This is a genomic window from Actinoplanes solisilvae (genome assembly GCF_003999975.1).
Lineage (GTDB): Bacteria > Actinomycetota > Actinomycetes > Mycobacteriales > Micromonosporaceae > Actinoplanes > Actinoplanes solisilvae.
Genome location: NZ_RJAC01000001.1, coordinates 940116 through 955491 on the forward strand (window position 1 = coordinate 940116; position 15376 = coordinate 955491).

Consider the following 15376-nt stretch of genomic DNA (forward strand, 5'->3'; position numbering starts at 1 on the left):
CATTTCGTACGAATCGGATGGTGTGCCGTGAATGAAGGGCTGGCGATCGCAGGCGGTCTTGCCGGGGTGGCCGGGGTGAGCGCGGCCGGGTTCGCCGTACTCCGCCGCACCGGCGCCTACCTGGCCACCGGGCACGCGCTGGCCCGCCCGGACGACCTCGACCCGCTCCCCCGCGTGTTGCGCCGCGGGCTGGGCGGCCTCACCGTACCGGTCACGCCGGGCCCGCGCGGCGAACTCTTCCTCGGCCCCGGCGTCCCGCAGCCCGGCCGGACCCTGCGCCGGCTCGTGCTCACCCCACTCTTCACGCGGGCCCGGATGGGCGGCGGCCGGATCGCCCGCGACCAGCAGGTGCCGTTCCGCCTCGTGGTCGAGTTCACCGGGGCGGTCCGCGACGCGGAGACACTCCTGCGGGCGTACGCGGTGCTCGATCAGCAGCTTCGCGATCACGCCGGGCTGCTCAGCCACTGCGAACGCGACACCGTGGCGCCGGGGGCGGTCACCGTGTCGGTGACGGGCATCGTCGACGTGCGGGAACTGCTCGCCAGCCAGGACACGCGGTACGCCTTCGCCGAGGGGTCGTTCGACGACATCGGCACGCGGTCGGCGCCGCCCGCCCTGGCCCCGATGATCAGCGAGCCGTGGAGCCGGCGCTTCGGCTGGGACGGCCTCGAACCGATCTCGGCCGAGGAACGGCACCTGCTGCACGCGATGGTGCGATCGGCCCACGACGACGGGCGTACGGTGCGCATCTCGGGCCTGCCCGAAGGTTCGCACCGGGCCCGGGCCGCGATCTGGACCGAACTGGGCGCAGCCGGTGTCGACGTGATCGCCGACCGTGATCAGCGCGGCCTCGTCCGTCATCTGCGGCGGCACCCGGTGAGCCGCTGGGAGGCGCGCGAACCCCTGCCGACCAGGGCCGTCCGGCGCGGCTCACCCCGGCCCAACCCGCCCCGGCCGGAGCGACGCAGAGAACCCGTTTAGCGGCCGAACGCGTGGTGAACCTGACGAAGCCGTAGCATTCCCGGGGATCATCCCGCGCTCGTCGATCGAGGTTCACGCCGTGAAGTTCTCTTTCCGCCCTGTCGAGGGGGCGTTCTACGACCTGTTCACCCAGGCCGCGAACAACCTCGTCAAGGGCACCGAACTGCTCAACGAGCTGGCTCTGCCGGGAGTTGACGTGCAGTCGGTGAGCGACCGGCTGACCGATGTCGAGCACGACAGCGACTCGATCACGCACGACCTCTACAAGAAGATCAACTCGACGTTCATCACGCCGTTCGACCGCGAGGACATCTATTCGCTGGGCTCCCAGCTCGACGACGTGATGGACCACCTCGAGGCGGTCGGCAACCTGCTCTACCTCTATGGACTGACCGAGCTGCCGTCGCTGCCGCGCGAGATGCACGAGCTGGTCGACGTGCTCGACCAGCAGGCGAAGATCACCGCCGAGGCGATGCCCCGGCTGCGCAGCATGAAGGGTCTCGAGGAGTACTGGATCGAGATCAACCGCCTCGAGAACGAGGGTGACCGCGCCTACCGCATGCTGCTGGTCCGGCTGTTCTCCGGCGAGTACGACGCGCTCACCGTCCTGAAGATGAAGGAGGTGGCCGACGAACTGGAGGCCGCCTGCGACGCCTTCGAGCACGTGGCGAACACCGTCGAGACCATCGCGGTCAAGGAGTCCTAGGCCTTGTCGCCCGAGTTTTTCGCAGTCCTCGCGGTGATCATCGCCGCAATGATCTTCGACTACACCAACGGTTTCCACGACGCCGCCAACGCGATCGCCACCAGCATCAGCACCCGCGCGCTCACCCCGCGCGTCGCGCTGGCGATGGCGGCCATCGGCAACTTCGTGGGCGCGCACCTCGGCGCCGACGTGGCCAAGACGGTCGGCGACGGCCTGGTCAAGCTCGAACTGGGCATCCCCAGCCTGGGCATCGTCTTCGCGGGCGTGACCGGCGCGGTCGCCTGGAACCTGATCACCTGGTGGTTCGGGCTGCCGTCCAGCTCGTCGCACGCGCTCTTCGGCGGCCTGGTCGGCGCGACCCTGGTGGCCGGGCCCGAACTGGGCAAGGCGCAGTGGGGCACGATCATCGACAAGGTCATCATCCCGATGGTCGCGTCGCCCGTGGTCGGCCTGCTGCTGGGCTTCATCGTGATGGTCGCGATCATGTGGATCTTCCGGCGCGGCAATCCGGGCCGACTGAACCGGGGCTTCCGGGTCGCGCAAACGGTGTCGGCGGCGGCGATGTCGGTCGGCCACGGCATCCAGGACGCGGCCAAGACGATGGGCATCGTGGTGCTGGCCCTGCACACGGGCGGCTTCCAGGACAGCCCGACGCACATCCCGTGGTGGGTCTACATCACCACCGCGACGATGCTGGCCCTGGGCACCTACTCGGGCGGCTGGCGCATCATCCGCACCCTCGGCCGAAAGATCATCGACCTAGGCCCGGCCGAAGGCTTCGCGGCCGAGGCGGTCGCCAGCTCGGTGCTGTTCTTCAACGCCTACGTGCTGCACGCCCCGATCTCGACCACCCACACGATCACGTCAGCCATCATGGGCGTCGGCGCCACCAAGCGCCTGAACGCGGTCCGCTGGAACGTCGCCGGCAACATCGTGCTCGCCTGGATCACCACGTTCCCGGCCGCCGGCCTGCTCGCCTGCCTGATCTACTTCGCGGTCCGCCCCCTCTTCACCTGACCATTGGTCAGCCACCAACGGGTGGTGGGGTGCGCATCAACCTTGAATGGATCATCTATCTATGAAAGTTTAGACCCTAAACTTTAATAGAAGTGCGATCCAGTAAAGGTTAGTGGCGATGACCGAGCTTCGAGACGCACATTGGGGCATCTCCTGGGGTGCCCCGGCCCGCCGGGACCAACGTGGCGGCCGGTACTACACCTACCTTCCCGACAACCTGCTCACCCGGCCGGTTGTTCTACCTCAGGACTTAGCGCTCGAGGCCGCCGAAGTGGAAACGGCCGTGCGAGGGCTGACCGATGCGCGAGGTTCGATGGGCCTGGACAGCTTGGCTCGCTTCCTCTTGCGATCCGAGGCGATTGCTTCGTCGCGCATCGAAGGCTTGCAGGTGTCGGTCCAGCAAGTCGCCTTGGCCGAACTGGCATCGGTGGAGGACACACCGATCGCCGGATTCACCGAGAACGCCCGGCTGGTCGCCAACAACATCATCACTCTGAGGCAAGCCGCCGGGGAACTGGCGTCGTGCCGGATGATCAAGCCGGACCATCTGTTCGATCTGCACGCCGCGCTCCTTCCCGATCACCCTCAGCAGGGGCTGCGCAAACTTCAGAACTGGATCGGTGGCAGTGACTGGCATCCGCTGGAGGCCGACTACGTCCCGCCGCCACCGACCGACGTCGAACGGTTGATCAAAGACCTGACGGACTACATGACCGGAGCGGCGCACGGGCCGCTGCTTCAGGCTGCACTGACTCATGCCCAGTTCGAAACCATCCATCCGTTCGCGGACGGCAACGGACGCGTCGGCCGGGCTCTCATCCACACGGTCCTCACTCGACGCGGGCTCACACGCGCCGCGGTTCTGCCCATCAGCCTCGTACTTCTGACCCGGTCCCGTGAATACGTTCAAGGTTTGACCGCTTATCGATATCTAGGCCCGCCCGACGGTGCGGAGGCGCAAGAAGCGCTCGCAGCATGGTTCGCGGTCTTCCTGCAAGCCGTCAAGATTGCCGTCGAACAGGCCAAACAGTTTGTCACGCTGCTTGGAGACCTTCAGATTCAATGGGCCGAGCAACACTCGGCGCATCGTCTGCGCAGCGGGGCCAAGGCACAGCCGCGGGCAGACTCGGCTGTCATGCGCTTGCTTCCCCTTCTCCCCGAGGTGCCGGTCGTCACCGCGCAATCGGCTCAAAGACTGCTCGAAGTCTCGTTTCCCTCGGCCCGCGCCGCTCTGGAAGACCTCGCCGAGGCACAGATCGTAAGCCGCAAAAGGGTCGACCGTGGAACGACGGCCTACCTCGCTCGCGACGTCTTCGACCTCATCACCCTGACCGAGCGACGGCTGGCCAGCACGCACTGGGACACCCGGGAATCGGCTCCGCGGCGGCCCGTACCCGCGCGGCCGCAGAGCCGATAGCGCCGACGGTGGACCCTAGTAGACGACGCCGATCTGCTCGCGGATCGTGTCGAGCAGGGTCATGATCTCGAGCGTGGTCGTGTGTGGCATGAACGGGCTCTCCAGCTCGCCGGCCAGCAGGCACCGCTGCACCTCGGCCGCCTCGAACTGGTAACCGCTGCCCGGGAAGTCGTACTCGAAGGTCTCGGGCTCGCGCCCGGGGCGCTGGAGCACGAACGAGCGCGGCACGAAGAAGCCCTCGGGCAGCTCGATGCGCCCGTCGGTGCCGGTGATCGTGGCGGTGTTGCGGCTCTGACCGTTGATGCTGCAGGTCAGCGCGGCCACCGCGCCGGGCTCCCATCCGAGCAGGATGCCGGTGTTCTCGTCGACGCGCTCGGGGGTGAGGTGCGCCCACGCCTGCACCGACGCCGGCGCGCCCATGATCAGGTGAGCGAAGTTGATCGGGTAGACGCCCAGGTCGAGAAGTGCGCCTCCACCGAGCTTCGGATTGCGCAGCCGGTGCTCGGCGTCGAACGGGCCCTGCAGCCCGAAGTCGGCGTGGATCGAGCTGACCCAGCCGATCGTGCCCTCTTCGACCAGCTCGGCGATCTTGCGGATGGCCGGGTTGAGCCGCATCCACATGGCTTCCATCAGGAAGACGCCCTTGTCGTGGGCGGCCGCGACGAGCTGCGCGGCGGAGGGCAGGTCGAGCGTGATCGGCTTCTCGACCAGCACCGACTTGCCGGCCTCGATGCACAGCAGGGCCGCCTCGGCGTGGAAGGCGTGCGGTGTGGCGATGTAGACGACGTCGACGTCGGGGTCGGCGGCCAGGTCGGCGTAGGAGCCGTGCGCCCGGGCGAAGCCGAACCGCTCCGCGAACGCGTCGGCGGTCTTCTGGTCGCGGGAGCCGACGGCGGCGAGTTCCGCGCCGGGCACGAGCGGCAGGTCGGCGGCGAACGTGGCGGCGATCCCGCCGAGGCCGAGAATCCCCCAGCGAACCTTCTGTTCGGTCATGATCGCTACGGTATCGCCCGGTCCCGCCCCGGTGGCAGGATCGGGACGTGACAGATCCGACTCCTCTGACCTTGCCACCGGCGCTCATCAAGCGCGCCCGAGAGTTCACCGGAACGCCGGCTCCGGTACGCGACGCGGCCACTATCGTGCTCTTGCGGCCCACGGGCGAGACCTTTGAGTTGTACGTGTTGAGGCGCGCGACGACGATGGCCTTCGGCGGCCTGTACGCCTTCCCCGGCGGCGGCGTCGACCCGGACGATCGACCCGACCCGATCCGCACCGACTGGCCCGACCGTCTCGGCGTCCCCACCGAGCGCGCTCACGCCGTCGTCGGCGCCGCCGTCCGCGAACTCTTCGAGGAAACCGGCGTCCTGCTGGCCGGCCCGCTCGACGAGGCCGATCGCGTGGTCAGCGAGGGCGTGGTCGGCGATATCAGCGCCGATGACTGGGAAGCCGACCGCGTTGCCGTCGCGAAGCGCGAACTGACCATGACCGAACTGCTGCGCCGCCGTAACCTGAGAATGCGCGACGACCTGCTCTTCCCCTGGGCCCGCTGGATCACCCCGGAATTCGAGCCCAAGCGGTACGACACGTGGTTCTTCGTCGCTCTCCTACCGGAAGGCCAGACGGCTCGTGACGTTTCCGGTGAGAGTGAGGGCACCCGATGGACCGGCCCGGCAGCCGCGTATGGCCTGGCCATGCTCCCACCGACGCGCAAAACCGTCGACTCATTAGGAGCGTACGAAAAAATAGCGGAAGTCATCACGGCCGCGAGTCGCCGCGATGCCGCAACCCCGGTCATGCCTCGCGTTGAATTGACCGACGACGGCGGCGCCCTGCTCCATCTGGATTGAGCAAGGCGCCGCCATCAGCGAGAGAACGGACTCAGCCGAATCGACCGGTGATGTAGTCCTCGGTCTTCTTCTCGGTCGGGTTGCTGAAGATCTTCTGCGTGTCGTCGTACTCGATCAGGCGGCCGGGGTCGCCGGTCTTGTCGATCGAGAAGAAGCCGGTCTTGTCGCTGACGCGCGCGGCCTGCTGCATGTTGTGCGTGACGATGATGATCGTGAAGCGGTCCTTCAGCTTGAACATCAGGTCCTCGATCGCCAGCGTCGAGATCGGGTCGAGCGCCGAGCAGGGCTCATCCATGAGCACGACCTGCGGCTCGACCGCGATGGTGCGGGCGATGCAGAGGCGCTGCTGCTGACCGCCGGAGAGACCCGCGCCGGGACGGCTGAGGCGGTCCTTGACCTCGTTCCACAGGTTGGCGGCCTTGAGCGACTGCTCGGCGGCGTCGTCGAGCAGCGACTTCTTCTTGACGCCGTTGAGCTTGAGGCCCGCGACCACGTTCTCGTAGATCGACATGGTCGGGAACGGGTTGGGGCGCTGGAACACCATGCCGATCAGGCGGCGGACCGCGGTGACGTCGACGTCCGGGTCGTAGATGTTCTGGTCGTCGATGGTGAGCGAGCCCTCGATGCGGGCGTTCGGCAGCACCTCGTGCATGCGGTTGATCGACCGCAGGAAGGTGGACTTGCCGCAGCCCGACGGGCCGATGAGGGCGGTGATCGTCTTCGGCTCGACGGTCATCGAAATGCTGTCGATCGCCTTGAACGAGCCGTAGTAGGAGGAGACGTTGCTCGCCTCGATGCGCTTGGCCATGGCAGATACCTCTTACTTGGACAGACTGTTGCGTCGGGCGAGCAGCTTGGCGGCGACCGTCAGGATCAGCACGATGGCGACCAGGGTCAGCGCGGCCGTCCAGGCTCGCGCCGGTGCGTACCGCGAGGCGTCGCCGGCCTGCTGGTAGACGAACAGAGCGAGCGACGACTGGTTACCCGCGAACGGGTCGAAGTTGATCGCCGCGGCGCCACCCGCAACGAGCAGCACCGGCGCGGTCTCGCCGGCCGCACGGGCGACGGCGAGCATGACGCCGGTGACGATGCCAGGCAGCGCGGTCGGCAATACGACGCGCAGGATCGTCTTCCACTGAGGAACACCAAGGGCGTACGCACCCTCGCGCAGCGGGCCGGGCACCAGGCGGAGCATCTCTTCCGTCGACCGCACGATCGTCGGCAACATCAGCACGGTCAGAGCGAGCGAGGCCGCGAAGCCGGAGAAACGGGGCTGCCCGTTGTTGAACCACGGGCTGACGATCAGCACCCAGAACGACAGGACGAACAGACCGGCGACGATCGAGGGGATACCGGTCATGACGTCGACGAAGAAGCGCACCGTAGTGGCGAACTTGCCTCGGCCGTACTCCACCAGATAGATCGCGCCGAGCACACCGAGCGGCACCGCGATCAGGGTGGCGATGCCGACCTGCTCCAAGGTGCCGATGATGGCGTGGTAGGCGCCGCCGTCAGGGTCACGGGCGCCGATGTTGTTCATCGAGCTGCCGAAGAAGTTACCGTCGAGACGGCTGTATCCCTTGGAGATCAGGGTCCAGACGACCGAGGCCAGCGGCAGGATGGCCAGCACGCACGCCGAGTAGATGAGCGTCTTCCACATGCGGTCGCGGCCGGCCCGCCGTCCCTCGACGCGGCTCGCCACGAACAGTAGGCCGAGCAGATAGAAGGCGAGACCCAGCACGACGACGAGCACCCAGTTGCCGATGCCGGTGCCCAGCACGATGGCGGCTGACAAGAGCAGTGCGGCCACCGCGATACCAAAGTTGACGACCACTGACAGCCGCTTGGAGCGGATGTTGTCCGGCGTCATGACGACGCCGGCCGACTCACGTTCAAGAAGGCTCATGCCAGGCTCCCTGGAAGCAGGCTCTTCTGGCCCTTGCAGTCGGTCATGCTGCACTGTCCCGGAACTCGCGCCGACGGTAGATGATTGCCCTGGCCGCCATGTTCACGACGAGAGTGATCGCGAAGAGCACCAGGCCCGAGGCGATCAGTGCCCCACGGCCGGTCTCGTTGGCCTCGCCGAAGGTGGTCGCGATGTTGGCGGCCACCGAGTTGCCACCGATCTCGATGATGTTGAAGGAGATGTTGAAGACAAGGCCCAGGGTCAGCGCCAGCGCGATCGTCTCGCCGAGGGCGCGGCCGAGGCCGAGCATCACCGCGGCGATCACGCCGGGCCGGCCGTAGGGGATAACGGCGATGCGGATCATCTCCCACCGGGTGGCGCCCAGAGCGAGCGCCGCTTCCTCGTTCATGCCGGGCGTCTGCTGGAAGACCTCCCGGGACAGCGAGGTGACGATCGGGAGCACCATGATCGCGAGGACCAGGCCGCCGAGCATGATGGACTGGCCGAACGGGCCTTCGCCTCCGAAGATCGGAATCCAGCTGAAATACTTGTTCAGCCACACCGAGAAGTCGTTCACCGGTTGCTGGAAGACGTCGCGACCCCAGAGTCCGAAGACGACGCTGGGCACCGCCGCGAGCAGGTCGATGGTGAAACCGAGCGGGGTGGCCAGCGACTTGGGCGCGTAATGCGACAGGAACAACGCGATGCCCAGCGAGATCGGCACCGCGACGATCAGGGCGATGATCGACGTCAGAACGGTGCCGAACGCCAGCGCGGCGATACCGAAGGCCGGATTACTCTCGTTGGGGAACCACCGCGTGTAGGTCAGGAAGTTTTCCGTGTTGGCGCCGAGCGCCGGTATCGCCTTCGAGATCAAGAAAACGGCGATGGCCACAATGATGACCAACACCATCGCACCGGCCGCGACCGAGAGACCCCGAAATCCGCTCTCCATGGAGAACGACTTCTTCCGGGGCAGGGCGCCACCGCCGCCGATCGGAGGTTCGTCGTAACTGCTCGGGGAAACGCCGGTACCGGCGGCCCGGGTGTGCCGTGGTGCCACACCTGGGTCGCCGGTGACGGCGTTCTCCGAGCGGGAGGGATAGTCACCCATCTGCTCGCTCGCAGTCGTCTCGGAGGGATTCGTGTTCTACGTCAGCTGATCGAGGCGACGGCGGTCTCGACCTTGCCCCGAACCGTCTCGGGCAGCGGGGCGTAGCCGAGCTCGGCGAGCTCCTGCTGACCGGCGGTGCTCGAGGTGTACTTCAGGAAGGACTGAATCTCCTTGGCCTTCGGGCTGCCCTTGCTGCAGGCGATCTCGTAGGTCACCAGGACGATCGGGTAGGCACCAGCTTCCTTGGTGGCGTAGTCGATGCTCATCGCGAGGTTGTTGCCCTCGCCGACGATCTTGGCACCCGCGATGGTCTTGCCGGCGCTCTCACCGGTGAGCTCGGTGTACTCGCCGGCGCCGTTCTTGATCTTCGCCTTCTTCAGGTCGCTGTTCTCGGCGAACGAGAGCTCGACGTAGGCGAGGGTGCCGACGGTGCTCTTGACCTTGGCGGCCACACCGTCAGAGCCGGTGGCGGCGACGCCACCCGGAGCCTTCCAGGACTTGTTGTTGCCGAAGGTCCAGTCGGCCTCCGCGGTCTTGCTCAGGTACTTGGTGAAGTTGTCGGTCGTGCCCGAGTCACCGGAACGGTGCACGGCCTGGATGGCCACGTCCGGCAGCTTCGCGCCAGTGTTCTGGGAAGCGATCGCCGGGTCGTTCCACTTGGTGATCTTGCCGGAGTAGATCTTGGCGAGCGTCGACGCGTCGAGCTGGAGGTTGTCGACACCGTCGACGTTGTAGACGACCGCGATCGGGCCGATGACCATCGGGAGGTTGAGGGCCGCGCCGCCGACGCACTTCGCGTCAGCCTTGGGCTGCTCCTCCTCCTTGAGCGCGGAGTCGGAACCCGCGAAGTCGGCGGTGCCGCCGATGAAGGCCTCGATGCCCGCGCCCGAGCCGGTGCCCTGGTAGTTGATCTGGGATCCGCTGCACTGGCCCTGATAGGCCTTGATCCACTCGTCCATGGCGTTCTTCTGTGCCGTCGAACCCTGGGCAGTCAGGCTGCCGGCGACACAGTTGCCGGACGCGGCGGAAGCGTCGCTTCCGCCCGCCGGCGTCTCGTTGTCCGAGCCACACGCGGAGAGCGCGAGGGCCGCAGTCATGGCAATGCCGGCTGCCAGGAAACCGGACCGCTGGAGCTTCACTATTTTCCCTTCGGAGGTGTGCATGCCGGCGTCCGGCCGGCACATCGCCGGTGTCGCACCGGCACAACCGAAGCTAAGAGCGGGAGGTAGCCGGTTAGCCGGGGCTAAGTGAACGCACAGTGAACACGTCTACGCCGAAACGTGGCGTTGTCCTGAGGGCGAGTTGTCCGTTGCGTGAACTGAGGGACTGGTGACTGAAAAGTCGGATAAATCAGGGCGGTGTTTACTGCCCCGAGACACGACCTTGTCCGGCTCGTGACCCATGGGAACCGCCGGTGTGGCGGTCGACACCAAGGCCCTCCGGTGGGGTTCTAAGGCCGGAAGTAGTTGATGTCGGTCTTGTAGATGTCGAAACCGAGGCGGCGATAGAGCGCCACGGCCGCGGTGTTCGACTCGTCGACATAGAGGTTCGAGACCGTCAGGCCCTGGGCGGCCAGGTGTCGCAGGCCGGCCACGCTCAGCGCGGCACCGAGGCCGCGGCGGTGACCGGCCGGGTCGACGCCCAGCACGTAGATCTCGCCGAGCGCCGGGTCGTCACCGGACGCGGGATGCACCTTGGTCCAGTGGAAGCCGATCAGCGTGCCGGTGACGTCGACCGCGAGCAGGAAGCCGGTCTGGTCGAACCACGGCTCGGCCTCGCGCAGCAACAGGTCGGCGCGGGTCCAGCGGCCCTGCTCGGGGTGGTGGGCGAAGGCGCGGGAGTTGACACCCAGCCACGCGTCTTCGTCGTGGCCGGGGCGGAACGTACGCACGGTGACACCGGCCGGCAGCGGGATGTCGGGCAGCGGCTCGGTCAGCGAACGCCGCATCTGCCACAGGACGCGAACACGCTCGAAACCGTTCTTCCGCGCGAAAGCCTGCGCACCGGGCTCGTCGCCGTGCGCCCAGAAGCGGAGCGGCCCGGCGCCCGCGGCGGTCAACAGGGCGGTGCCGTAGCCGTGGCGGCGATGATCGGGGTGCACGACCAACTCGCCGGAGCCCTCGGGGTCGAGGAACGCGTAGCCGGCGAGGCGGTCACCGTCGAAGGCCAGGAAATGAGGACCGTCCCCACCGCGCACACGCAGCAGAACGTCTTCGGAGAGGGGATAGACGCCGTCCGCCTGCTCGGCCGCGGCGGCCAACGCGAGAACGTCGGCCGCCTCGGCGGAGCTCAACCGGTCAACCGGCCGGACAGTCGTCACCGGCTCAGACCGGCAGCGAGACCGGCTCGTTGTCGGGCAGCTGGCGACCCGACGGCGGAACCACGAACTTGTAACCCACCTGGCGCACCGTGCCGATCATCGACTCGTACTCGGAGCCGAGCTTGGCGCGCAGACGGCGGACGTGCACGTCGACCGTGCGGGTGCCGCCGAAGTAGTCGTAGCCCCAGACCTCGCGCAGCAGCTGGTCGCGGGTGAAGACCCGGCCCGGGTGCTGGGCGAGGAACTTGAGCAGCTCGAACTCCTTGTAGGTGAGGTCGAGCGGGCGTCCCTTGAGCTTCGCCGCGTAGGTGTCGGGGTCGATGTTGAGCTCACCGGCCCGGATCGAGCCACCGGCGCCGGCGGTCGCGTTGCTCAGCTTGCCGACGGCCAGACGCAGCCGCGCCTCGACCTCGGCGGGGCCCGCACCGGCCAGGATGACGTCGTCGACACCCCAGTCGGCGTTGAGCGCGATCAGGCCCGCCTCGGTGACGACCGCCATCAGCGGGACACCGATGCCGGTCGCGTGCAGCATGCGGCACGTGGCGCGGGCCTCGGACAGCTCGGAACGCGCGTCGACCAGCACGGCGTCGGGGCTGGGGCCGGACACCAGGGTGCGGACATCACGAGGGGCGGTGCGTACGGAGTGGGGAAGCAGATCCAGCGCGGGAAGCACAGCGGAAGGCTCACCAGCACGTGCCGTCACCAACAGAAGGATTTCCACACTCACCTCCGTCCTTGCGGCTCGGGGGCCGCTCGGGTGACTTTTATGGGTCACACTCGGTTCCGCCAAGGCGGACAGGTCCCGGCGTCACCGACGGGTGGGCTGGGCTTACCTTAACCGACGCAGCACCCGGAGCGCCTCGATCGTTTGTCTGAGTGATGTAGTGAACGCCCCCTCGGCGTACGAATGGCGGTTTCGTAACACGCCTTTAACGAAGCCCGGCCAATTGGGCCTTCGAGCGGGTTACTGGCACGATCTCAGGCGTGTTCCCCTCCATGCCGCAGGACGAGTCCTGGGACGCCGACGCCTCGCGCGAGATCGCGAGGTCGGGCCAGCATGCGCCCGCCGGCTTCCCGGACGACGCCGACGCCGAGTCCCGCGACCCGGACGACACCGACGACGAACTCGAGGAGATCGAGGTCGTCCCGGTCCGCCGGCAGCTCTCGCTGGCCATCGCCGGGTTCGCCGCACTGCTCGCCGTCGGCCTGGTGCTGGGCGCCGTGACTTCGGCGCCCGACTCGCGCCTGCCGTACGCGATCGTGCTCTTCGGGGTGCAGCTGCTCGCCCTGCTCGCCTGGGTGATGGCGCTGAACCCGCCGGCCAAGATCTCCACGGCCGGGGTCTGCGTGGCCGCCGCGGTGGTCGCCGACTATCTGGCCGTCTCCGGCGCCCGGGCCGAACTGACCCCGCTGCTCTGGGTGATCGTCGGCGGCTTCGTCGCGGCGGTGATCGGCCAGCTCGTGCGGGCGGAGGACCGGGCCCGGGTCACCGACTCGTGGCGGACCACGCTCACGATCGTCGCGGGCGTGGTGGCGTACGCGATCCCGATCGTCCTCACCCGCCAGGAGCTCGGCACCCAGACCGTCATCGTCTGCTCGGCCGCCGCGGGTGTCGCTCTGCTGGTCGCCCGGGTCACCGACGCGATCTTCCCCAAGCCCCGGCTCGCCGCCCAGGTGCCGCGCGGCGCGACCGGGATCGTCCTCGGCGCGATGCTCGGCACGCTGGCCGCCGCCGCCCTCGGCAGCGTGCTGGTGCTGCCGTTCACGCCGGCCAAGGGCGCGGTCGTCGGCCTGATCGCGGTCGTGGTCGCGCACCTGGTCGACCTGGCGGTGAACTTCGGTCAGGCCGGCCGGCAGCTCGCCGGTGACGCCCCGACCTTCTGGGTCGCGCGGCACATGCAGGGGCCGCTGGGCGCGTTCGCCCTGCTCGCCCCCACGGCGTACGCCCTGAGTCATTGGTATCTGGCCTGAGGCGTTTCCGGGGGCGCTCGATCCGGGCATGTACGGTTCTCGGCATTCAGCACTCGATGGGGAGAAACCGGTGAGCGGCGAGGTCTACGGCGAGCAACGCCCGCGCAAGAAGCGGTGGGGACGACGGCTGCTGATCACCTTCATCATCCTGCTGATCATCGTCGCCGGGCTGCTCGTCGCGCTCGACCGGTTCGCCGCGAGCTACGCCGAGCGCACGATCGGCGACCGCGTCTCCCAGCAGATCGCCGACCAGAACGCGACCAGCGAGAAGCCCGACGTCACGATCGAGGGCGTCCCGTTCCTGACCCAGGTGCTCGACGGGCGCTACAAAGAGATCCGCATCGGGCTGACCGACCTCTCCGGACCGGCCGACAACAACCGGACCGTCCGCATCTCCCAGCTCGACGTGCGCGCCCTCGACGTGACCGCGCCGCTCGACACCATCCGCAGCGGCAACGGCGACATCGTCGCGCGCACGGTCACCGGCACCGGCACGATCGACTACCCGCAGCTCGCCGAGCTGATCGGCCAGCCCGGCCTCAAGCTCGCCGAGAAGAACGGCCAGCTTGTCGGCAACGCGCCGGTGCAGGCGCTCGGCCAGACCTTCGACGTCTCGGGCAAGGCCGCGGTGACCGTGAAGGAGGGGGTCGTACAGGTGCGCTTCTCCGACGTGACCGCCGCCGGGCTGCCCGACGTGCCGTTCATCCGCACGCTGATCGACTCCTACGTGCAGAAGCTCTCGGTCGACCTGCGCGTGCCCGAGCTGCCGCTCAAGCTGGCCGTGCAGAAGGTCGAGCCGACTCCCGAGGGGCTGCGTTTCACCGCCGGGGCCGACAATGTGTCACTGAACGCGGGCGGTTTGTGATCCCCCGTCCAACCACCCCACCGCCGCCCTATGACATGACTAAAGGCTCGTCTTATGTCCCGGATCGTGGTCGGTGCTGTTACCAGCACCTGAACCGCTGGTAGGGTCCGTTGTTATGAGCCTGTTGCTCACCAAGAGGCGTGCGGTCGACCTGTGCCGCATGGCCGCCTGCCTGTGTCGCCCTGTCATCTGACGGGGCCACCAGTGCTGAGCACCTTCTAGCTCGCTCTCCTCGCCGGCAACGCAGCCGGTTCCGTGGCGCCCGTCGCACGACAGCTCGAGATCCGTTCTCCATCTTCAATGGGTCCCGCGCGCGGTGCGACACAACGGTCTCCGTGCGCTGACTCACCCCCATCTCTCACCTGACAAGGGAGTGAACTGATGAGTCGCGACACCGCACTCGTTTCGACCGACTGGGCCGAGCAGAACCTCGACACCCCGGGCCTCGTCTTCGTCGAGGTCGACGAGGACACCACCGCCTACGACGGCGGCCACATCCCCGGCGCGATCAAGCTCGACTGGAAGAAGGACCTGCAGGACCCGGTCCGGCGCGACTTCGTCAACCAGGAGCAGTTCGCCGCTCTGCTGTCCGAGCGGGGCATCTCCAACGACGACACCGTCATCCTCTACGGCGGCAACAACAACTGGTTCGCGGCGTACGCGTACTGGTACTTCAAGCTCTACGGCCACGAGCAGGTCAAGCTGATCGACGGCGGCCGCAAGAAGTGGGAGCTCGACGCCCGTCCGTACACGAAGGACATTCCGGTCCGCGAGAAGACGTCGTACGTCGCGAAGGCGCCCGATCTGTCCATCCGCGCGTTCCGCGACGAGGTCGTGGCCGCGATCGGCGTGAAGAACCTGGTCGACGTGCGCAGCCCCGACGAGTTCGCCGGCCGCCTGCTCGCCCCGGCTCACCTGCCGCAGGAGCAGTCGCAGCGCGGCGGCCACATCCCGACCGCGATCAGCGTGCCGTGGAGCAAGGCGGCCAATGAGGACGGCACGTTCAAGTCCGACGACGAGCTCGCCAAGATCTACGGCGAGGCCGGGCTCGACGGCAGCAAGGACACCATCGCCTACTGCCGCATCGGCGAGCGTTCGTCGCACACCTGGTTCGTGCTGCGCGAGCTGCTCGGCCAGGAGAACGTGAAGAACTACGACGGCTCGTGGACCGAGTACGGCTCGCTCATCGGCGTCCCGATCGCTCTGGGCGACGAACCCGGGAAGGCGTGACA

Annotated in this window: 16 protein-coding genes; 9 read left to right on the plus strand and 7 right to left on the minus strand. The window is 67.7% G+C overall.

Features of this window, described 5'->3' with window-relative positions:
• The first annotated feature begins 27 nt into the window (after positions 1-27).
• From EER30_RS04550 to EER30_RS04565, 4 genes are all read left to right on the plus strand, one after another.
• Complete coding sequence (locus tag EER30_RS04550) at positions 28-981, plus strand: PI-PLC domain-containing protein (RefSeq protein ID WP_127498504.1); 954 nt, start codon at positions 28-30, stop codon at positions 979-981.
• 79 nt (positions 982-1060) lie between these two features.
• Positions 1061-1687, plus strand: a complete 627-nt coding sequence (locus tag EER30_RS04555) for a DUF47 domain-containing protein (protein WP_127498506.1) — start codon at positions 1061-1063, stop codon at positions 1685-1687.
• 3 nt (positions 1688-1690) lie between these two features.
• Positions 1691-2704, plus strand: coding sequence for an inorganic phosphate transporter (locus tag EER30_RS04560; RefSeq protein ID WP_127498508.1), 1014 nt, complete (start codon positions 1691-1693; stop codon positions 2702-2704).
• A 118-nt stretch (positions 2705-2822) separates the two neighbouring features.
• Positions 2823-4121: a Fic family protein gene (locus EER30_RS04565; RefSeq protein ID WP_127498510.1), complete on the plus strand. Its 1299-nt coding sequence runs from the start codon at positions 2823-2825 to the stop codon at positions 4119-4121.
• 15 nt (positions 4122-4136) lie between these two features.
• Here the strand turns inward: EER30_RS04565 and EER30_RS04570 are convergent, their stop codons facing one another.
• The gene (locus tag EER30_RS04570) at positions 4137-5114 is read right to left on the minus strand and encodes a Gfo/Idh/MocA family protein (protein WP_127498512.1); all 978 of its coding nucleotides are present in this window, start codon (positions 5112-5114) and stop codon (positions 4137-4139) included.
• Positions 5115-5179: 65 nt separating this feature from the next.
• Here EER30_RS04570 and EER30_RS04575 point away from each other — a divergent pair, with 65 nt between their 5' ends.
• Entirely contained in the window at positions 5180-5968 is a 789-nt protein-coding gene (locus tag EER30_RS04575) for an NUDIX hydrolase (RefSeq protein WP_127499357.1), read from the plus strand.
• A 31-nt stretch (positions 5969-5999) separates the two neighbouring features.
• On the opposite strand, the gene pstB is transcribed toward EER30_RS04575, so the two are convergent.
• The 6 genes from pstB to EER30_RS04605 all read right to left on the minus strand — a co-directional run bounded on the left by pstB (position 6000) and on the right by EER30_RS04605 (position 12029).
• Entirely contained in the window at positions 6000-6776 is a 777-nt protein-coding gene (gene pstB / locus EER30_RS04580) for a phosphate ABC transporter ATP-binding protein PstB (RefSeq protein ID WP_127498513.1), read from the minus strand.
• 12 nt (positions 6777-6788) lie between these two features.
• Complete coding sequence (pstA, locus tag EER30_RS04585; RefSeq protein WP_432417517.1) at positions 6789-7838, minus strand: phosphate ABC transporter permease PstA; 1050 nt, start codon at positions 7836-7838, stop codon at positions 6789-6791.
• A 79-nt stretch (positions 7839-7917) separates the two neighbouring features.
• Positions 7918-8988 carry a phosphate ABC transporter permease subunit PstC gene (gene pstC, locus EER30_RS04590; protein ID WP_127498517.1) on the minus strand — a complete coding sequence of 357 codons (1071 nt, stop codon included), beginning with the start codon at positions 8986-8988 and terminating at the stop codon, positions 7918-7920.
• Between the two features lie 41 nt (positions 8989-9029).
• Positions 9030-10127, minus strand: a complete 1098-nt coding sequence (gene pstS, locus EER30_RS04595; RefSeq protein ID WP_127498519.1) for a phosphate ABC transporter substrate-binding protein PstS — start codon at positions 10125-10127, stop codon at positions 9030-9032.
• Positions 10128-10438: 311 nt separating this feature from the next.
• On the minus strand, positions 10439-11308 hold the full coding sequence (gene mshD / locus EER30_RS04600; RefSeq protein WP_127498521.1) for a mycothiol synthase: 870 nt from the start codon (positions 11306-11308) through the stop codon (positions 10439-10441).
• A gap of 4 nt (positions 11309-11312) precedes the next feature.
• A complete protein-coding gene (locus EER30_RS04605) occupies positions 11313-12029 on the minus strand; it encodes a winged helix-turn-helix transcriptional regulator (protein WP_127498523.1) in 717 nt (238 codons plus the stop codon).
• Positions 12030-12292: 263 nt separating this feature from the next.
• On the opposite strand from EER30_RS04605, the gene EER30_RS04610 reads away from it, so the two are divergent.
• From EER30_RS04610 to EER30_RS04620, 4 genes are all read left to right on the plus strand, one after another.
• Positions 12293-13279 carry a hypothetical protein gene (locus EER30_RS04610; protein WP_432417502.1) on the plus strand — a complete coding sequence of 329 codons (987 nt, stop codon included), beginning with the start codon at positions 12293-12295 and terminating at the stop codon, positions 13277-13279.
• Between the two features lie 70 nt (positions 13280-13349).
• Entirely contained in the window at positions 13350-14144 is a 795-nt protein-coding gene (locus tag EER30_RS04615; RefSeq protein ID WP_240669748.1) for an LmeA family phospholipid-binding protein, read from the plus strand.
• Positions 14145-14259: 115 nt separating this feature from the next.
• Positions 14260-14337, plus strand: a complete 78-nt coding sequence (locus EER30_RS49650; RefSeq protein WP_324291286.1) for an Ms5788A family Cys-rich leader peptide — start codon at positions 14260-14262, stop codon at positions 14335-14337.
• 188 nt (positions 14338-14525) lie between these two features.
• A complete protein-coding gene (locus EER30_RS04620) occupies positions 14526-15374 on the plus strand; it encodes a sulfurtransferase (RefSeq protein ID WP_127498526.1) in 849 nt (282 codons plus the stop codon).
• Positions 15375-15376: the final 2 nt, after the last annotated feature.